This window comes from Pseudomonas sp. 8BK (genome assembly GCF_902506475.1).
GTDB lineage: Bacteria > Pseudomonadota > Gammaproteobacteria > Pseudomonadales > Pseudomonadaceae > Aquipseudomonas > Aquipseudomonas anguilliseptica.
The window spans coordinates 473,144-487,658 of the sequence record NZ_LR733252.1 but is presented as its reverse complement, the minus strand read 5'-3'; the positions used below and the strand labels follow the sequence as shown (position 1 = coordinate 487,658).

The following is a 14,515-nucleotide window of genomic DNA, read 5'->3' as shown; positions in this document are numbered from 1 at the left end:
TACGCTCTACGCCAACCTACGAGTTGGCGCCTGATACGAGCCAATGGAACACGGACACAAAAAAGGGGAAGGCCTGCAGGCCTTCCCCTTTTTTGTGTCCGTCATTATGGCGATGGTAACGCCTTTTCTTCGCCTGCCTGGTTGGGCAGTGCGAACCCGGGTGCCGTGACGATCCGGTGGGATCGGCGGCGACCGCTCACCTGATTGGGCGAAGCGGCTGGACGTGTCGTCCGGGCCTTGAAGTTGAGGTAAAGCTTACGCCTGACGACGCAGTGAAAGATTGCGAACATTGCTGAAATACCCGCCACTTGCGCAATTAATCACTACAGGCGCATCATCCTGCACAATCTAATAACGAAAGCATGGCAAAGATGAACAGACTTGATCGTTATGACCTGAATATCCTCGCCGAACTGCAGCGCGACGCCACCCTGTCCAACCAGGAGCTGGCCGAACGCATCGGCCTGTCGCCTTCGCCCTGCTCGCGGCGGGTCAAACAACTGGAAGATGATGGCTATATCCTTGGCCAGGTCGCCCTGCTCGACCGCAAGCAGCTCGGCCTGACGCTGACCGCCTACGTGCTGATCGGCATGGACAAGCACACCCCTGAGCGTTTCGAGCATTTTCAGGAAGAAATCCGCAAATGCCCGCAAGTGCTCGAATGCTGCCTGGTCACCGGGATGGACGCGGACTACCAACTCAAGGTGGTGGTACCGGACATGGATCACTACCAGAAACTGCTGCTGGGCACCTTGACCCGTATCGAGGGCGTTTCCAGCGTGCGCTCCAGCTTCGTACTGCAGCAGATTCTCTCCAGCACCCAGCTGCCGTTGCAGCATCTGCGCGGCTGATCGCCGCACCCTCGTCATGCGCGACTGGCAGGGCCAGCCCCGGCGCGTATAATCGCGCCCCTCTGGCGAGCGTCACTGCGTCCGCCTACGCATCGATTGTCGGCACCCAGCCGAACACCTGCAGGTTCACGAGGCCCGAATGGAAACCGAACAGTTCGAATCGCTGATGATGTACGCGCTGGTCGGCGGGCTGATGGTGTTTATGTTCTTCATCATCTGGGACCTGGCAAAAACCTCCAAAGCCGGCCGCCTGGGTACTGCGATCCTGTTCCTCGGCCTGGGCCTGTGCTTGTTCGCCTTCCTGGCCAAGCCGATCATCACCTACATCATCGAAGTAAGTCGCGGCATCCACGGCTGATAAAGCTGCCCGCGCCGACTACTGCACGCCCAGCCGCATCCAACCGCGCTAGAATGCGGTTTTCCGCCGTTCCCCAGGAGTATTCATGTCCCCCACCGACCGGGTGATGCAGAGCTATGGCCGCTGCTGCGCCAGCCCTGATTTCTTCGACAATTTCTACCAGCACTTCCTCGCCAGCTCACCCGAGGTGCGCGAGAAGTTCGCCAATACCGAGATGAACGGGCAAAAGCTGCTGCTACGTCAGGGCATTCTCAACCTGGTGATGCATGCGCGCGGCATGCCTGACACCAAGCTACGCGCCCTGGGCTGCAGCCACTCCCGCGCCGCCATGGACATTCGCCCTGAGCTGTATGTGCTGTGGCAGCAAGCACTGCTGCAGACCATCGGCGAGCATGACCAGCAGTACTGCAACGAAACCCGCAGCGCCTGGAATGAGGTGCTGGATAAAGGCATCGCGGTGATCAAAGCCGGCTACTGATCAACCCAGCCGGGCCGGCACTTCGCGCCACTGCCCCGGCTGCAAATCATCCAGACTGAACGGGCCGATACGCACGCGCACCAGGCGCAGCGTCGGCAGTCCCACCGCCGCCGTCATACGCCGCACCTGACGGTTGCGCCCCTCACGAATCACCAGCTCCAGCCAGGCCGTCGGGATGCTTTTGCGAAAGCGTACTGGCGGGTTGCGCGCCCACAACTGCGGCTCATCCAGTAAGCGCGCTTCGGCCGGCAAGGTCGGGCCGTCATTCAATTGCACGCCCTCACGCAGCTGCTGCAATTGCACCTCGTTCGGTTCGCCCTCCACCTGCACCCAATAGGTTTTCGCCAATTTGTGCTTGGGGTCGGCGATACGCGCCTGCAGGCCGCCGTCATTGGTCAGCAACAGCAGGCCTTCGCTGTCACGATCCAGCCGGCCAGCCGGATAGACGCCAGGCACATCGACAAAATCTTTGAGGGTGGCGCGGCCCTGCTCGTCATTGAACTGGGTGAGTACGTCGAAGGGCTTGTTCAGCAACAGCAACCGTGGCTCGGCGGGTGGCGCCTTGGCCACACGGCGCACGGCAGGTTTGCCGCTGTGCGAACGTGGGGATGCAGGGCGAGGTGGACGCGACATAGGTGATCCAGCAACAGGTTACGAGGCGGCCAGTGTAACCGAGGCCAAGGTTGGACTATCAGGCTGAGTGATCGGCGCAGCCTGCAACGGTGTAGCGGGCTATGCTGGCAAGGTTGTGTTTCCCGCCCCGAGGCCATTGTTATGAGTTCGTCCGAATCCATCGTCGACACCTTCACCGGCTGGGCTGCCAAAGCCCCCGGCGCCCCCCTCGAACCGCATAGTTATGACCCCGGCCCGCTGGGCGCCGAAGAGGTCGAAGTCGCCGTGGAATACTGCGGCATCTGTCACTCCGACCAGTCGATGATCGACAACGAATGGGGCAATGCGCGCTACCCCTTTATCCCCGGCCATGAGGTGGTCGGCACCGTAGTGCGCCTCGGCCCGCAGGCCCGCGGCCTCAAGCTCGGCCAGCGGGTAGGCATCGGCTGGTACAAGGGCAGCTGCATGCATTGCAGCTCGTGCATGGAAGGCTCGCACCAGCTGTGCGGCACAGTAAAACCGACGATTGTCGGCAGCAACGGCGGTTTCGCCGACCGCTTGCGCAGCCACTGGGCCTGGGCCGTGCCGCTACCGGACGGCCTCGATCCAGCACTGGTCGGCCCGCTGTTCTGCGCCGGCTCCACGGTGTTCAGCCCGCTGCTGGATTTCGATGTGAAACCCACCGACAAGGTCGGCGTGGTCGGCATCGGCGGCCTCGGTCACCTGGCGCTGGGTTTCCTCAATGCCTGGGGCTGCGAAGTCACCGCCTTCACCTCGTCCTTGAGCAAACAGGAAGAAGCCAAACGCCTGGGCGCACACAAGGTGGTGGCATCGACCGACAGCGCGGCACTCAAGGCCATTGCCGGCAGCCTGGATTTTCTCCTGGTTACCGCCAGCGCCGACCTGGACTGGAACGCCATGCTCGGCACGCTGAAGGGCAAAGGCCGGCTGCACTTTGTCGGCATCGTGCCCAGCGCGATCCCGGTGCATGTGTTCAACCTGATCCCCAAGCAGAAGAGCCTGTCTGGCTCGCCGGTGGGCTCCCCCAGCAACATGGCCACCATGCTGGAGTTCTGCGCGCGCCATCAGATCCTGCCGCAGGTCGAGCACTTTCCCATGAGCAAGGTCAACGAGGCCATCGATCATCTGCGTGCAGGTAAAGCGCGCTACCGAGTGGTGCTGGACGCCAGTTGCTGATGGTGGTTGTGCCCGTACCAGAGAGCAGTGCGGGCACAACCCTAGGCGGTCAAAAATTCTTATCGCGATAGGTTTCTTCGCCACCCAACAAGGTCCAAAGCACCTTGGCCTGACCGACTTGCTTAATTGGCAAGTCGAAGATGTTCTGGTCGAGCACCACGAGATCGGCTTGCTTACCCACTTCCAGCGAGCCGGTGTCCTTTTCTTGGCGCAGGGTATAGGCCGCATCCAGGGTGTAGGCCTTCACCGCCGCCTCCAAACTAGGAAGACTGCGCCCACCTAAGCTCAGGGCGTTCTGCATGATGCCTAATGGCGAAACCGGATTTACGTCCCAGTCAGAGCTGAGGGTTACTCGGGCACCGGTGTCATAAAGTTCACGCATGGGCAGCATCGCGTAGGCGCGATCGCCAATCATCGGCTCGTTGCTCTTAAGAAACGAGGGCTGGAAATATGGGCTCGGCTGAAAGTCTGCGATGACGCCCAGCTGCTTGAAGCGCGAAATGTCCTGCTTAGCCACAAGTTCGACGTGAGTAATCCGATGACGGCCCTGGCCGCCAGTGGCGTCAATGGCGTCCAACGCATCGCTGACAGCCTGGTCGCCGATGGCATGGGCATGCATATCGAAACCGGCTTTGGCCAGTTCGCGGCTGTAGCGTTCGAGGCGTCCCGGGCTGAAGTAGTACAGGCCTTTTGGCTCAACCCCCGGCAGACTCTGGTTATAGGCCTGCTGCAGGCGTGCGGTAGTGTTGTGAATAATGCCATCGACATAAAACTTGATCTGCGTGACACGTAGCAGGCTGTCGGCGGAACCCGGGTCATACAGGCTTTTCAGCTCTGCCAACTGCTCCTCGTCATCCAGTGTCGGGTAAGCCCACAGACCCAGCGTGGTGCGCGCGGTCAACTCGTCTTTCTCCGCCGCACGCCGCCAGGCTTCCATATGACCGCGCCGCCAGAACACACGTGCATCGGCTACCGACGTGATGCCGTTCTTGGCCAGCTCATCCTGCCCGGCGAGCACCGCCTGATAGTAAATATCCGCCAATGCTCTGGACGGCGGCAGAGCCTTGTCCAGCGCCAGGTCACCGGCGTTGTCCAGCAACAGGCCGGTGGCATGTCCAGCCTCATCACGCAGAATCACACCACCCTCCGGATTCTCGGTCTCATCATCAATACCGGCCATTTCGAGTGCCTTGGAGTTGAGCCAGTAGGAGTGCGAGGTTTCTTCCATGATCGCCACAGGCCGATCTGTAATGATGCTGTCCAACAGTTCACGCGGGGTTTGCTCTTCATCCAACAAACTGTGCACTGAAAAGCCCCAGCCCAATAACCACTCACCATCATCCTTCTCGTTGCATGCCTGGAGCTCTTCAAGCCATTGCGCGGCATCATCCTGCGGAGAAACCTGGCAATCGCCCTGAGCGTCAGAGGAGGCATCCAGTACATGGGCATGGGTGTCCTGGAATCCGGGCAGCACCAGGCGCCCTTCGAGATCGACAACTTCGGTTTGATCATCGACATACTCGGCGACGTCATCGTCATCCCCGATAGCAACAATGCTGCCCTCGTCGTCGATCACCAGGGCACTGGCCCAGGGTTGCGCATCATTGACGGTGTAGATCTTGCCGTTATGCAGCAATGTGGCACCGGGCTCGGCAGCAACGGCGAGGCTGCTGCCTAACAGTAAAAGAGCAAAAATGAATGACGCTACACGCATGCAAAGTACCTTGTTAAAGATGCCGGTTCAGCGGCGTTTATGTTCAGTAAAGAACAGATAAGGAGCGCTCACTCAGCGAATGCAGCAATGCGGATAACTGAACGTGGCGACATCGGCTAACAGCCTCTAGCGCCAACTGCAGCGTGGCCTCCGGTATGCTCAGCGCCATAACCCCAGAAATAAAAACAGCCATGTCGCGGCGAAAACCCGTCGGCACTGACGGCAAGCAGCACCTGCACACCACCACGACACAGCCAAATAGGGGCTACGCAAAACCCCTTATGGAGAAAACACTCAGACCACCGGCATGTTCTTGGTCACGCAGTGGATACCACCGCCGCCACCGGCAATCGGGTCGATATTCACCTGCACCACCACGCGCCCCGGATACAGCTTGGCCAGCAGGTCCTTGGCGAACTTGTCGGCAGCGCTGTCGCCAAACTGCGGCACGATTACCGCGCCGTTGATCGGCAGGTAGTTGATATAACCGGGGGCGAAGTCCGGATTGTTGCGGGTGTAGACGTTGCTGCGTTTCTTCAGGGGTGGCGGCAGGGTGTGCACCACCAGCTTGGTGCCATCGGCATCGGTGGCGTTCTTGAGGATTTCCAGGTGGGTACGAGTCACCGCGTAGTCGTAGGACTTGGGGTCGTTGTCGAGGTTGGCGATCACCACGCCCTTGGAAGCGAAGCGCGCGTAGAAATCGACGTGGGCATCGGTGATGTCCTTGCCCTTGATCCCCGGCAGCCAGATGATCTTGCGCAGGCCTAGGTTGGCCTTGAGCTCGGCCTCGATCTGCGCGCGGCTCATACCCGGGTTGCGATTATTGTTGACCCAGCAGCTCTCGGTGATGATCGCCGTGCCGTGGCCATCCACCTCGATGCCGCCGCCCTCGCCGGTCAGCTGGCTGCCGATATAGCTGGCATAGGTTTCGTAGCTCAGGGTGTCGGCGACCTGGGTGTCGTTGCTCGCGCGCTGCTTGCCGCCCCAACCGTTGAAGTTGAAGTCGACCAGACCGCGCCCGCCCTGACCGTCGACCACGAAGCAGCCGCCGTAGTCGCGCACCCAGATATCGTCCAGCGGCATGGTCAGGAACTTGATGTTCGTGGTGCCGCACTTGCTCTTGGCCAGGCTCAGCTGATTGGCACGGCACAGCACGGTCACCGGCTGGTACTTGGCAATGGTCTTGGCCAACAGTGCGATGCAGTTGTTCACCGGCGTCGCCCAATCATCCCAGATCGCCGTGGAGGCGGCGAAGGCCAGGAATATCCGCTCCTGCAGCTCGTTCTCGTCCGGCATGTGCCAGCTGTTGCCCAGCGCGGCCCGCACCTTCGGCGCACTCAGGCCGATGCCCATGGAAGCGACGGCACCCAGACTTGCGGCGACCGTCAGTTGTTTGATGAAGTCACGACGTGTAGACATGGTTCTGCACCCTCTCTTTTTTATGATGGATACCCGCCGGTCAACGCCCTTCGCAGCGTCCGGCCACAGCCTCCCTGGCGTGCTGCTCCTGGCCGCCACAGGCGGTTGCAACGCGTTGCTCTTACTCTGCGGTCGGGCCTTTGTTTGTACTCGCCTGCTGCCCCGCCTTTTCGCCAGCCAGCCCCCTCCTGACCGCGCAGGGAGCGCGGCAGTTGGCAAGTGCTGGGGCTGACGAGTGCTGTTGGAAACAACCGGGCGAGAGGCCTAGAGATCGGTCTTGAAGGTGCTCCAGGTGCGCATACGTGCGCGCATGTCGCGCTGCGGGATGTCATTGCCAGGAATCAGTCGTGCGTAGGTGGCTTCATCGGCATAGATATCCGGGTTGTTGCGCATGTCTTCGGCCACCATCGGCCGGGCCTTGGCACTGGACGTTGGATAACCGGTGGCATTGCTGATCGCCGCCATGTTCTCCGGACGCATGATGAAGTTGATCAATGCGTAGGCATATTCCGGGTGCTGGGCATCGGCCGGGATGGCCATGGTGTCCATCCAGATGGTGCTGCCCTGCACCGGGATGCGGTAGCCAAAGGTCCGCCCCGCTTTTGCCTCATCCGCCGTGCGCTGGGCCTGGGTCATGTCGCCGCTGTAGCCGAGCGACAGGCAGATTTCGCCATTGACCAGCTGGGTGACCGGCTGCGACTGGAACTTGCGGATATAGGGCTTGATGCTTTTCAGCAGCGCCAGCGCCTCGGCCAGGTCTTCTGCCTTGCCACTGCGCGGCTCGTGTCCGAGGTAGTTGAGCACCACGGCCAGCACTTCGTCCGGCGAGTCGATCATGGAGATGCCGCAGTCGGCGAACTTGGCGGCCAGCTCCGGTTGGAACAGCATGTCCAGGCTATTGACCGGAGCCTGAGGCATGCGCTGCTCGATCATCTGGGTGTTGTAGGTCAGGCCGATCGAACCCCAGGTGTAAGGCACCGTGGCATGCCGCGAGTAAGGGTACTGAGTCTGCAGGTTGCGCAGGCCCGGCTCGATGTCATCCAGGTGCTCGAGCTTGGACGTGTCCAGCTTCTGCAATGCACCGGCACGCATCAGCCGCTCGGCCACGGTGTCGCCCGGGAAGATCAAGTCATAGCCGCTGCGCCCGGCCATCATCTTGGCTTCCAGCGTCTCGCTGCCTTCCATGACGTCGTAGATCACCCGGATACCGGTTTCCTGGGTGAAGTTGCTCAGGGTATCGGCGGCGAAATAGTCGGCCCAGTTGTACAGGCGCAGGGTCTTTTCCTCGGCCTGACCCCAGGCCTGACCCCAGGCCTGGGCACAGCCCAGGGCGAAGCTCAGCGAGCCGATCAGTAAGGCGTTACCAGGTTTCATCGTCAGACTCCTTGGTGATTCCAGCGCACGTGGGTTTGTCGACCGTCCAGGCCCAGCAGCGGGCCGTACATTTCCGGGCGACGATCGCGGTAGATGCCCCAAGTCAGGCGTTCCTCGCGCATGGCCGCGAGATCCAGCTCGCGCACCAGCACGCCGCTGCTGTCGCGGTCGGCCTCGGCGAGCAACTTGCCCTTGTGGTCGGTGATAAAGGACGAGCCGTAGAAGCGCATCGAAAGCGCCGGGTCGCCGGTCGCCACCTCGTGGCCGACGCGGTTGGCGGCGATCACCGGCATTATGTTGGCGGCGGCATGGCCGCGCTGGGTCAGTTGCCAGTGATCGCGCGAATCCAGCGTTTGCGCCCCCGGCTCGGAGCCGATAGCGGTGGGGAACAGCAGCACTTCGGCACCTTGCAGGGCCAGGCAGCGCGCGGTCTCGGGGAACCACTGATCCCAGCAGATGGCCACGCCGACGCGACCAAAGGCGGTGTCCCAGACGCGGAAGCCGCTGTCACCGGGGCTGAAGTATTCCTTCTCCTGATAGCCGATGGCGTTGGGGATATGGGTCTTGCGATAGACCCCGAGCAGACGGCCATCGGCATCGGCCACGCTCAGCGAGTTGAAGTAGGCGTTGCCGGCCTTCTCGAACCAGGAGAGCGGCAGGACCACGCCCAGCTCGCCGGCCAGCGTGGCGAAGCGCTTGAGCACCTGGCTCTGGCCGTATTCCTCGGCCAGAGCCAGGTGCTTATGATCCTGTTCGATGCAGAAATACGGGGTGGCGAACAGCTCCTGCAAGAGGATCAGTTGCGCGCCCTTGGCAGCGGCCTCGCGCACCAGGCGCTCGGCCTGGTCGAGGTTCTGCTCAAGGTTCCAGCTGCAGGCGAACTGGATGGTGGCGACGGTCAGCTTGCTCATGCCCTCACCCCTTCAACGGCCAGGCCGGCTGTTGCTGGGTGATGCAATGCACCCCGCCGCCGCCATGGGCCAGCTGGTTGATCTGCACCGGTACCACTTCGCGGCCCGGGAAGGCCATGCGCAGGGTTGCCGCGGCCTCCTCGTCGGCGGCGATGCCGTAGGCCGGCATGATGATCGCGCCGTTACAGATGTAGAAGTTGGTGTAGGAGGCGCAGAACACCTCGGCTTCGGTGTCCACCGCATCGGTGGCCTCGAACAGCTCGAGCATCTCGAATTTGCGCCCACGAGCGTCGGTGGCCAACTCCAGGGCGCGGCGGTTTTCACGCACCACCTCGGCATACACCGAGGATTGGTCGCGGGTGGCGTCCACCAGCAGCGCGCCGGGTTTGGCGAAGGCACACACGCCATCGATATGGCCATCGGTCATATCGCCGGTGACGTACTGCGGATCGCCCGGCAGCCAGATGGTCTTCTTCACGCCCAGCAGGCGGGCGAAGATCTCTTCCATCTCGGCCTTGTTTATCCCCGGATTGCGGTTGGGGTTGAGCAGCACCGATTCGGTGGTGATCAGGGTGCCGTCGCCATCGACGTGAATGGCACCGCCTTCATTGGAGAGCGGCGTGCCGAAGCAGTCCAGCCCCAAGCCGTTGAGAATGCGCCGGGCCAGGCCCTCGTCCAGATCATGCTCGGACTTGCCGCCCCAGGCGTTGAAACGCCAGCTAACCCCGGCCAGCCCCAGTTGCGGATGGCAGACAAAGCTCGGCCCGGAGTCGCGGCACCAGCTGTCGTTGACGGCCAGTTCGATCAGCTCGATGTTGGCCCCGCACAGCGTACGAGCACGCAGCGCCGCGGACGGATCGACCACCATCTTTACCGGCTCGAAGCGCGCAATGGCGTTGGCCACCCGGGCGAAGTCGACCTGTACCTCGGCCAGGGTCACGCCCCAAGCGGATTCCCACAGCCCCTGGTTGTGCGGCCAGACCATCCAGGTGGCGGCGTGCGGGACCCATTCGGCGGGCATGAACCAAGCGTTTTCTGCGACTGCGTTATGCTGCATACAAGTGCCTTCAGTTAAGTCTTTGTTATCACTGAAAACCGCGAATGCGGTGATGACTTGCATGCTAGACCTGTAAAAATGCTGCGACTAACGATAGATTTTGCACAAATATGATTAGCAGGACTTATCAATCATGCTCAAGCACTGGCCCCCGCTAAACGCCCTGCGCGGCTTCGAAGCCGCCGCCCGCCTGGGCAGCTTCCACAGGGCCGCCGAGGAGCTGCACCTCACCCAGTCGGCAATCAGCCAGCAGATTCGCAGCCTGGAAAGCTTTCTCGAACAGCCGTTGTTTTTCAGGAGCGGGCGCAGTGTGGCGCTCACCGATGCCGGACATGACCTGCTCAGCACCACCCAGTCACTGCTACAGCAACTCGCGGTCGGCATCCGCCGTCTGGAGCAGTACCGCAAGCCCAACCAACTGGTGGTCAACACCACACCAGCCTTCGCTCGCCACTGGCTGGTGCCGCGCCTGGGCGAATTTCATCGCCTGCACCCGGCAATCGACCTGTGGTTGTTCACCAGCGATGAGGTGCCGGACATGGCCACTCAGACCATCGACATTGCCGTGCGTGACGACCTCACCGCCCAGGCCGAGTGCAGCTTTCGCGTGCTGCTGGAAGACCGCCTCTATCCAGCAGCCCACCCCAGCCTGCTGGCACAACAACCAGACGAGCGCTGCACCCTGCATGGCGAACGGGAGATGGATTGGAGCCACTGGGCAGTACAAGGCGGGCAGGATGTAGGCCAGCAGAGCAACGGACTTAACTTCTCCGACCCAGGCCTGCTGCTGGATGCCGCCAGCCAAGGCCTGGGCATTGCCCTGGTCAGCCAATTGCTGGCTAACCAAGCTCGGCGTAGCGGCCTACTGCAACCGCTGGCGGAACAGACAGTGCGTGGCCCCAACTGGGCCTGGTTGGTGCACCGCGACAGCGAAAACGACCCGCTAACACGCAGCTTTTGCGCTTGGCTGGAAAACGCCCTGAACTGCAGCGCAGCAAGCAAAGCGTAGGTTGGGTTGAGCCTGCGAAGCCCAACAGGAAACGCTCACTAGCTGTTGGGCTTCGACGCTACGCGCCTCAACCCAACCTACCGGAACGGCGGCTCATCAAAACTGCGCAACTTGCGCGAGTGCAGCGAGTTGAGCTGGTTGCGCATCAGTTCCAGCGCGGTGATGCCGATATGCAGGTGCTGGGTGACCGCGCGTTCGTAGAAGGCACCGGCCGCGCCCGGCAGTTTGATCTCGCTGTGCAGCGGTTTGTCCGAGACGCACAGCAGCGTGCCGTAAGGCACTCGCAGACGATAACCTTGGGCGGCGATGGTGCCGCTTTCCATATCCACCGCCACGGCGCGCGACAGGTTGATCAGCGGTCGCTCCTGGGCCCAGCGCAGTTCCCAGTTGCGGTCGTCGTAGGTCAGCACAGTGCCGGTACGCAGGCGCTTCTTCAGCTCATCGCCCTCTTCACCGGTCACCAGCTTGGCCGCTTCCTGCAACGCCTGCTGCACCTCGGCCAGGGCCGGCAGCGGGATATGCGGCGGCAGCACACGGTCGAGAATGCCGTCACGGCGCATATAGGCGTGAGCCAGCACGTAGTCGCCGATGGTCTGCGACTGACGCAGGCCGCCGCAGTGGCCGATCATCAGCCAGCAATGCGGGCGCAGCACCGCCAGGTGGTCGGTGATGTTCTTGGCGTTGGATGGGCCGACGCCGATATTGACCAGGGTGATGCCATGGCCGTCGTCGGCCTGCAGGTGATAGGCCGGCATCTGGTAGCGGTGCCAGATGACGTTCTCGATAATCGCCTGCATCTCGCCTTCGGCCATGCCGCGCTCGATCACCACGTTGCCCGGCAGCACCATGCGGGTGAAGCGCGACTCACCCACCAGCATGTCCAGACCATGGCGAATAAATTGGTCGACGTAGCGGTGGTAGTTGGTCAGCAGAATCCACGGCTGCACATGCCGCCAGTCGCTGCCGGTGTAGTGCACCAGGCGGCGCAGGGAGAAATCCACCCGCGCCGCATCGAACAGCGCCAGCGGCAGTGGGTCGGTGTTTTCCCAGTCGTACAGACCATCGGCGGTGCCGTCGGTGGCGGCGGACAGGTCGGTGCTGGGGAACACCCGTGCCAATTCGGCGGCAGTGACCCCGGAGCCAGCCAGCTCATCGCCCTGCTCGACCACGTACGGATAAGGAATGTTCTGCTGGCTGATACCCACTTCCACGCGCACGGTGAAGTCGTTCATCAACGGGCGCAGCTGCTCCAGCAGGTATTTGCGAAACGCCGCCGGGTGGGTCACGGTGACGCTGTAAGTGCCGGGCACCTGCACCTTGGCATAGGCGCGCACGGTGGTTGGCACCTCGCCCTGGCACAGGTAGATCAGGCGCAGCTCCGGGTAGCGAAAACGCGACTGCTCCTCGGCATCCGGCTTGATACGTTCCTTGAGATAGCGCTTGAGCGCCTGACTCAAGCCCGTGGTCGCCTGCAGGTGCAGGGCGGCCAGACGATCCACCGCTTCTTCAGCGGTGTTGGCGACAATAAAATCATCGGAACAAGGGTTCACAAGGCACCTTCCTGGCTGATCGGAATGGCTCTATCTTGCCCTGATCCGCCGCGCTTGCGATAGCGCGACGTTATCCGCGCAGGCTACTTGAGCAGCGCTTGCAGATCCACGGGCACAGCCTGTGGGGTCAGCGGGCCGACGCGCCGGGTGCCCGGATTACCCAGGGGATAAAACCCCAGCAGCGACCCCAGGCTACCGGGGATGCGCAACAGTTGTGCCAGCCCCTCGGCCCAGTCTCGCTGGCGCCAGGCCCAGGCGAACATCCATAGATGGCTGCGCAGGTGTTCGCTGAAATAGCGCTGACCGAGAATATGCGCCCGCTCCAGATGGCGCAGCTCGGCAGCAGGATCAGTGCCGCGCAGAGCGCGGGCCAGTTGGTATTCCTGCCAGAAGGCTTGTTCACGGGTCATGGCAACGCTCCTTTTTAAGCTGCGTCGCAGTCTGCAAGTGCGGGGCGGCCCCCAGGTCAAGCATCCGTTGCTAATCTTCTGTCAGCCAATTGCCTAAGGAACACTCATGCCGCGCGCCCTGCTCACCCTTGCGCTCTGTCTGTTACCCAGTTTTCTGCTGGCAGATAGCCTGGATGGCCATTACCTGACCACGCTGGATGGCCAGCCAGCCGAAATGCACCTGCGCAGCCAGGGCAAACAGGTCACGGGGGAGTATGTGGAAGGTGGCAGGTTGCGCCTGCAGATCAGTGGCAGCTTTGACGGCCAGTTGCTCAGCGCGCAGATCAGCGAAGCGCAGTCCGGGCAGCTGATTGCCAATATGAATGCCACTTACGCCAATGGCATGCTTAACGCCCATATTGCCGCACGCAACCCGACGACTGGGGCAACCCTGGAACGCAAGGCGCTGTTCCACCGGCAGAGCTTGAGTGCAGTAGCCGCTCAAGCAAGTAGCCCAAGCAGCAGCGCCACACGCGACCCGGCACTGATCGGTACTTGGGTACACGAGAAGATCATCAACAGCGGCGGCGCCAACTTCGCCTCTATGACCACTCAGATGATTTTGCAACTGCAGGGCGACGGCAGCGTTTCACAATGGACACGCAGTGTGGCAGGTGGCGCCGACTGGAACTACAACAGCCCTGGCGAGCTGCAATACAGCGGCCGCTGGCAGAGTAACAACGGCCTGTTGGAAGTGCAGATGCAGGGCCGCAGTGACTATCAGCCCGCCGCCTACTATCGCTTCAGTGACCAGTACCTGGTCACTGAGAGCAATACCGGCAAGCTGATCTGGCAGCGTCGCCAGTAATCAATCAGGCCGGTTGATGCAGGCGCGAGTTGAACAACGGCCCACGGCTATACGCGGACAGCGCCTTGGCAGCGGCCAACACACCCAGATCGACCAGCGGCTCGATCAGGATCACGCTCATATAGGCCAGGCCAAAACTGCCCACGGCCGCCAGGTTCTCGCCGGAGAAGCCGTTGCCGTAGAACGCCCAGAAGCCGACCCAGGCGACGATGCCGCCCTGATAGGCCGTCGACAGCGCCAGCGCCTGCTTGTAGGAAAGGTCCACATAGGCAGTACCCGGCGCGATAATGCGCTTGGCCAGCACACTGATAGCCCACAGCGGCACCAGCAGCGTAGTGACGTTCATGCCGTATTGCGGCAGGTCAAACTGAGCGAACAGCAGCCCCTGCAGGAGCAGGCCGAGCGCCAGACCAACAGCCGTAGCACCGGCGCCGAACAGCAGCAGCAGGGTCGAACCGAGGATCAGATGCACCTCGGAAACCCCGACCGCGTGGTGCGGAAATACTTCAAAGAAGCAGAACACCAGAGCAGTGGTCAGCACGCTGCGTAATGCCAGGGCGGCAGCGCCGCCATTGTCACGCACGCTGTCGAGCGCAAGCTTGGCGCAAAGGCCAAAGGCACCTGCGGCGGTTGCATAGCTGAGGAAGATTTTGGCGCCAGTAACGACTTCTGGTTCGATGTGCATAGAGATTCCTGTACCGCGCCCACCGCGCGATGATCCGGATTGA

Annotated in this window: 15 protein-coding genes; 6 read left to right on the top strand and 9 right to left on the bottom strand. The window is 61.9% G+C overall.

Translation table 11 applies throughout. The features are described 5' to 3' along the window. Positions 1 to 371: 371 nt before the first annotated feature. The 3 genes from ACIN8IBEIGE_RS02160 (at position 372) to ACIN8IBEIGE_RS02150 (ending at position 1,687) form a co-directional block, all read left to right on the top strand. Positions 372 to 851: an Lrp/AsnC family transcriptional regulator gene (locus ACIN8IBEIGE_RS02160; protein WP_090381951.1), complete on the top strand. Its 480-nt coding sequence runs from the start codon at positions 372 to 374 to the stop codon at positions 849 to 851. Positions 852 to 990: 139 nt separating this feature from the next. Then, complete coding sequence (locus ACIN8IBEIGE_RS02155; RefSeq protein ID WP_090381947.1) at positions 991 to 1,209, top strand: DUF2788 domain-containing protein; 219 nt, start codon at positions 991 to 993, stop codon at positions 1,207 to 1,209. A gap of 85 nt (positions 1,210 to 1,294) precedes the next feature. Beyond that, positions 1,295 to 1,687: a globin gene (locus ACIN8IBEIGE_RS02150; protein WP_160013211.1), complete on the top strand. Its 393-nt coding sequence runs from the start codon at positions 1,295 to 1,297 to the stop codon at positions 1,685 to 1,687. On the opposite strand, the gene ACIN8IBEIGE_RS02145 is transcribed toward ACIN8IBEIGE_RS02150, so the two are convergent. Continuing rightward, positions 1,688 to 2,257: a pseudouridine synthase gene (locus tag ACIN8IBEIGE_RS02145; protein WP_178124381.1), complete on the bottom strand. Its 570-nt coding sequence runs from the start codon at positions 2,255 to 2,257 to the stop codon at positions 1,688 to 1,690. Between the two features lie 204 nt (positions 2,258 to 2,461). On the opposite strand from ACIN8IBEIGE_RS02145, the gene ACIN8IBEIGE_RS02140 reads away from it, so the two are divergent. Continuing rightward, positions 2,462 to 3,496 carry an NAD(P)-dependent alcohol dehydrogenase gene (locus ACIN8IBEIGE_RS02140; protein ID WP_160013209.1) on the top strand — a complete coding sequence of 345 codons (1,035 nt, stop codon included), beginning with the start codon at positions 2,462 to 2,464 and terminating at the stop codon, positions 3,494 to 3,496. Positions 3,497 to 3,545: 49 nt separating this feature from the next. Here the strand turns inward: ACIN8IBEIGE_RS02140 and ACIN8IBEIGE_RS02135 are convergent, their stop codons facing one another. From ACIN8IBEIGE_RS02135 to ACIN8IBEIGE_RS02115, 5 genes are all read right to left on the bottom strand, one after another. Then, positions 3,546 to 5,210 carry an amidohydrolase gene (locus tag ACIN8IBEIGE_RS02135; RefSeq protein ID WP_160013208.1) on the bottom strand — a complete coding sequence of 555 codons (1,665 nt, stop codon included), beginning with the start codon at positions 5,208 to 5,210 and terminating at the stop codon, positions 3,546 to 3,548. 294 nt (positions 5,211 to 5,504) lie between these two features. Further along, entirely contained in the window at positions 5,505 to 6,629 is a 1,125-nt protein-coding gene (locus ACIN8IBEIGE_RS02130; RefSeq protein ID WP_160013207.1) for an agmatine/peptidylarginine deiminase, read from the bottom strand. Positions 6,630 to 6,893: 264 nt separating this feature from the next. Beyond that, complete coding sequence (locus ACIN8IBEIGE_RS02125; RefSeq protein ID WP_160013206.1) at positions 6,894 to 8,003, bottom strand: extracellular solute-binding protein; 1,110 nt, start codon at positions 8,001 to 8,003, stop codon at positions 6,894 to 6,896. A 2-nt stretch (positions 8,004 to 8,005) separates the two neighbouring features. Then, positions 8,006 to 8,914 carry an N-carbamoylputrescine amidase gene (gene aguB / locus ACIN8IBEIGE_RS02120; RefSeq protein WP_160013205.1) on the bottom strand — a complete coding sequence of 303 codons (909 nt, stop codon included), beginning with the start codon at positions 8,912 to 8,914 and terminating at the stop codon, positions 8,006 to 8,008. Between the two features lie 4 nt (positions 8,915 to 8,918). After that, a complete protein-coding gene (locus tag ACIN8IBEIGE_RS02115) occupies positions 8,919 to 9,971 on the bottom strand; it encodes an agmatine/peptidylarginine deiminase (RefSeq protein ID WP_160013204.1) in 1,053 nt (350 codons plus the stop codon). Between the two features lie 133 nt (positions 9,972 to 10,104). On the opposite strand from ACIN8IBEIGE_RS02115, the gene ACIN8IBEIGE_RS02110 reads away from it, so the two are divergent. Next, a complete protein-coding gene (locus tag ACIN8IBEIGE_RS02110) occupies positions 10,105 to 10,980 on the top strand; it encodes a LysR substrate-binding domain-containing protein (protein ID WP_160013203.1) in 876 nt (291 codons plus the stop codon). A gap of 77 nt (positions 10,981 to 11,057) precedes the next feature. On the opposite strand, the gene amn is transcribed toward ACIN8IBEIGE_RS02110, so the two are convergent. Next, positions 11,058 to 12,530, bottom strand: a complete 1,473-nt coding sequence (gene amn, locus ACIN8IBEIGE_RS02105; protein ID WP_160013202.1) for an AMP nucleosidase — start codon at positions 12,528 to 12,530, stop codon at positions 11,058 to 11,060. Between the two features lie 83 nt (positions 12,531 to 12,613). After that, positions 12,614 to 12,940, bottom strand: a complete 327-nt coding sequence (locus ACIN8IBEIGE_RS02100; protein WP_160013201.1) for a DUF3703 domain-containing protein — start codon at positions 12,938 to 12,940, stop codon at positions 12,614 to 12,616. A 106-nt stretch (positions 12,941 to 13,046) separates the two neighbouring features. Between ACIN8IBEIGE_RS02100 and ACIN8IBEIGE_RS02095 the strand changes: the two genes are divergently transcribed. Next, a complete protein-coding gene (locus tag ACIN8IBEIGE_RS02095) occupies positions 13,047 to 13,787 on the top strand; it encodes a hypothetical protein (RefSeq protein ID WP_160013200.1) in 741 nt (246 codons plus the stop codon). 4 nt (positions 13,788 to 13,791) lie between these two features. Here the strand turns inward: ACIN8IBEIGE_RS02095 and ACIN8IBEIGE_RS02090 are convergent, their stop codons facing one another. After that, on the bottom strand, positions 13,792 to 14,472 hold the full coding sequence (locus tag ACIN8IBEIGE_RS02090) for an energy-coupling factor ABC transporter permease (protein WP_160013199.1): 681 nt from the start codon (positions 14,470 to 14,472) through the stop codon (positions 13,792 to 13,794). Between the last annotated feature and the right edge of the window lie 43 nt (positions 14,473 to 14,515).

Excerpts from the sequence above, each read along its gene's own strand:
- ACIN8IBEIGE_RS02100 (WP_160013201.1), bottom strand. The coding sequence starts at position 12,940 with ATGACCCGTGAACAAGCCTTCTGGCAGGAATACCAACTGGCCCGCGCT.
- ACIN8IBEIGE_RS02115 (WP_160013204.1), bottom strand. The coding sequence starts at position 9,971 with ATGCAGCATAACGCAGTCGCAGAAAACGCTTGGTTCATGCCCGCCGAA.
- ACIN8IBEIGE_RS02090 (WP_160013199.1), bottom strand. The coding sequence starts at position 14,472 with ATGCACATCGAACCAGAAGTCGTTACTGGCGCCAAAATCTTCCTCAGC.
- aguB (WP_160013205.1), bottom strand. The coding sequence starts at position 8,914 with ATGAGCAAGCTGACCGTCGCCACCATCCAGTTCGCCTGCAGCTGGAAC.
- ACIN8IBEIGE_RS02125 (WP_160013206.1), bottom strand. The coding sequence starts at position 8,003 with ATGAAACCTGGTAACGCCTTACTGATCGGCTCGCTGAGCTTCGCCCTG.
- ACIN8IBEIGE_RS02140 (WP_160013209.1), top strand. The coding sequence starts at position 2,462 with ATGAGTTCGTCCGAATCCATCGTCGACACCTTCACCGGCTGGGCTGCC.
- ACIN8IBEIGE_RS02150 (WP_160013211.1), top strand. The coding sequence starts at position 1,295 with ATGTCCCCCACCGACCGGGTGATGCAGAGCTATGGCCGCTGCTGCGCC.
- ACIN8IBEIGE_RS02160 (WP_090381951.1), top strand. The coding sequence starts at position 372 with ATGAACAGACTTGATCGTTATGACCTGAATATCCTCGCCGAACTGCAG.
- ACIN8IBEIGE_RS02110 (WP_160013203.1), top strand. The coding sequence starts at position 10,105 with ATGCTCAAGCACTGGCCCCCGCTAAACGCCCTGCGCGGCTTCGAAGCC.
- ACIN8IBEIGE_RS02155 (WP_090381947.1), top strand. The coding sequence starts at position 991 with ATGGAAACCGAACAGTTCGAATCGCTGATGATGTACGCGCTGGTCGGC.
- ACIN8IBEIGE_RS02095 (WP_160013200.1), top strand. The coding sequence starts at position 13,047 with ATGCCGCGCGCCCTGCTCACCCTTGCGCTCTGTCTGTTACCCAGTTTT.
- ACIN8IBEIGE_RS02135 (WP_160013208.1), bottom strand. The coding sequence starts at position 5,210 with ATGCGTGTAGCGTCATTCATTTTTGCTCTTTTACTGTTAGGCAGCAGC.
- ACIN8IBEIGE_RS02130 (WP_160013207.1), bottom strand. The coding sequence starts at position 6,629 with ATGTCTACACGTCGTGACTTCATCAAACAACTGACGGTCGCCGCAAGT.